General features: G+C 56.4%; 3 protein-coding genes. All 3 read right to left on the bottom strand.

Annotation, left to right across the window (positions count from 1 at the left end):
- Nucleotides 1-158 precede the first annotated feature (158 nt).
- Nucleotides 159-911 carry a glycosyltransferase family 2 protein gene (locus B5D61_RS23760; RefSeq protein ID WP_078815923.1) on the bottom strand — a complete coding sequence of 251 codons (753 nt, stop codon included), beginning with the start codon at nt 909-911 and terminating at the stop codon, nt 159-161.
- Nucleotides 912-992: 81 nt separating this feature from the next.
- Nucleotides 993-1805, bottom strand: coding sequence for a hypothetical protein (locus tag B5D61_RS23755; RefSeq protein WP_078815922.1), 813 nt, complete (start codon nt 1803-1805; stop codon nt 993-995).
- Between the two features lie 150 nt (nt 1806-1955).
- Nucleotides 1956-2486, bottom strand: a complete 531-nt coding sequence (locus B5D61_RS23750; RefSeq protein ID WP_078815921.1) for a hypothetical protein — start codon at nt 2484-2486, stop codon at nt 1956-1958.
- Between the last annotated feature and the right edge of the window lie 200 nt (nt 2487-2686).

The raw sequence follows: 2686 nt of genomic DNA, 5'->3' as shown, positions 1-2686 counted from the left end.
GGAGCGTGACTTGCCCAAGTCACGGCTTGGGGAATGCCGCGTTCTTTCTTTCCACTGAAGGCACTTGGCAAGTGCCGCTCCTTGATGTTATCCCACGGCACTTGGCAAGTGCCGCTCCTTGAGATTGGACGTGCTGTTAGGCTCTTTTCAGACAGCCTCTATGTGAACTCGATCGGATGGATGAAATTCTTCAGTGCCTGGGCGACGCCGAATCCGCTGCCGGCATTGGCCTTCCAAAGGCCAGTCTCAATGTTTTTCTTCGACAGCCTTCGGTGCTCCCTGTTGCACCCCTCCTTCATTTTCACGGTCTGAAACTCCAATCTCATGGAATCCGAATGAGGAATGGCGGAGAGGTAGCGGCCCGGCATGGGCTTGCCCTTGAAGCCTGCGGCACTCAACCGAGCGGCAAAGTCCACATCTTCATACCCCCAGCCGTCTCCCATCTTCTCATCATAACCACCGATCTCCATGAACTGGTTTCGACGGCAGGCGATCCTGCCGTTGGTGCCAGGCGGCCCATGCGGTCTGAGAAAGCCTTCTGGATGCTGCGCAAAGAAGCGCCGCAGAAAGGAGACAAAACCCGGCCCCATGAAGTTGTCCGCATCGACATTGCACAAGATCTCTCCCCTGGCCGCACGGAAGGCGACATTTCGGGAATGTGGCATGGAGAATGCCGGATACCCCTCCAGCCGAAGGTAAGTCACGATCCCGGCTTCGATCTGGCTTTTCAGTTCCCTGTGGACCCAGGCCTGCAGGTCATCTGGCGAGTCATAGTCGAGGATCAGAAACTCCACGGCGGGGTCATCCCCATTGTCCCTCATGTTGAGAGGCAGTGTCTCTTTCAAATGATGAGCGCGGCCTTTGCACGTGGTGCAAAGGGAGATCAGGCCGGGGTTGGAATCGGACATCATCACGGTTCGACTTTGTGTGACGGGCTGCCGTGGCGTGGCCGCGCCCTGCGGGCATCTCTGCCTGCAGGAGATCAGGGCCGGTCACTGCAAGGCATAGACCACGGAGGCCTTGCTGTTCTTTGAACGGAGATAAGGCAGATCCAGGGAATCAAAAAACAGGGACGGCTCATTGAACCGCAGGACAATGGTGGCCAGATTTTCGGCGTAGCGGTAGTAAAAGAAGCGTGATGTGAAGACTTCATCATAGCCATAAAGTCCCTTGGCATTGCCGAACAAAGGATTCCCCAAAACCGTCGTTGGAATCGGATCTGTGGCATAAAAAGCCGCCAGGATGCTGGCGATATTCTTGATTCGCGGCCGGAGGTAAAAGCCGCCTTTGATCGTCCGAAAAATACACAGTTTGTGACGGTCGATATCGCAGGGAGCCAGCCAGCGGATGACATCGAATTTCATCAGCCGCAGGTAGTCCGCCAGGGGAGGATGACGTAAATCATCACAGCCGCAGAAGAAAACATCCCCATGGGCCGCCCCCAGATAACGCCACAGCATGGCGTCATAACCGGGAAGGTGCTGAGTCATGACCACCACAGCCACATTGGCGGGAAGGTCGGCCGCAAGATGCTCCAAGCGGGAATCCAAATAGAGCAGGATTTGCGCGCCGGACTTGGCAAATTCCTGCAAAGGCAGCACATAGCAGTCATGCCATGTTTTCCCCTTGCGCCCGATCAAGTCGTCTGGTCCCCGGCCCTCGGGATCCGGGAAAAGCGAGGTGGCATAGATCGGCATGCCGGGCTTGAACTGGAACTCGCCGCCAGTCACGGCAAAGAGACCCGGTTCGTCGTGGCTGTCCGTGAGGTTTCCTTCAAACGGAGGGTAAATGTTTTCGATGGTCATGCGCTGTTTGGCCGCGTTGAGACCTGGGGATCGCTCGGTGATTCGTGGAGCCTGCGCTGAGTCTCAGAGCGGTGTCTGAATTCTTCTCTTCGGAACGGAGGGGGTCGTCAGGGCCGTCTAGGGAATCCTGACGAGATAAGATTCCAGACCTTACTTCACGACTCGTGTCAGGGTGGTTTTGCCGCCCGTCTCTGACGTGGCCAGCCCCGAGGTGAGCCCGCTGTCTGTAAAGACGAGGGTAAATTTGGTGCCGTCCGGTTTGGTGACCAGCACTTTCAGGTCCCCGATTCGCCGCCAAACGCCTGTGCTCGACCACGCCGTATGCGCCGCTTTATTCTGCCGGTGTAGCGTCAAGGTCCCGCCGGACCCCCATAGCCAACGGGATTCGTCGAGGTCTTTCTCACTGAGTCGCGTCTTGGACCTGACCTGCTGCTGGACAAGCTCGTCCAATTCACCTTTGACCGCCAGCGCCTTGTCCAACTGCCCCGCCCGTGTGTAAGTCTCTTGCAGCCGGGCAAGGGATTCAGCGTAACGCTTCGTCACCGGTTCATTCAATCGAGCAATTTCAGCCTGATAGCTTTCTCGGAGCTTTTCCAGTTCCGGCGGAATCGAGGCATCTTCGGCGGTCGCCCAGGACACGCTCAATAGCGCGATGCTTAAGGATAGGACAATCACTTTCATAGGAAATTGATTTTTAATCACGGCCGCCTCTATGTGCAAGAAATAATGCCATAAGCCGATTTTTTCTAAACAGGCGTGATTTGAATTTAGGCCTATTCCTGATTCAGGGGTCAAGGGGTCAAGGGGTCAAGGGGTCAAGGGGTCAAGGGGTCAAGGGGTCAAGGGGTCAAGGGGTCAAGGGGTCAAGGGGTCAAGGGGTC

It is taken from the genome of Prosthecobacter debontii, from assembly GCF_900167535.1.
GTDB lineage: Bacteria > Verrucomicrobiota > Verrucomicrobiia > Verrucomicrobiales > Verrucomicrobiaceae > Prosthecobacter > Prosthecobacter debontii.
Note: the sequence above shows the minus strand (reverse complement) of the source record. Positions and strands in the feature narration are given on the sequence as shown.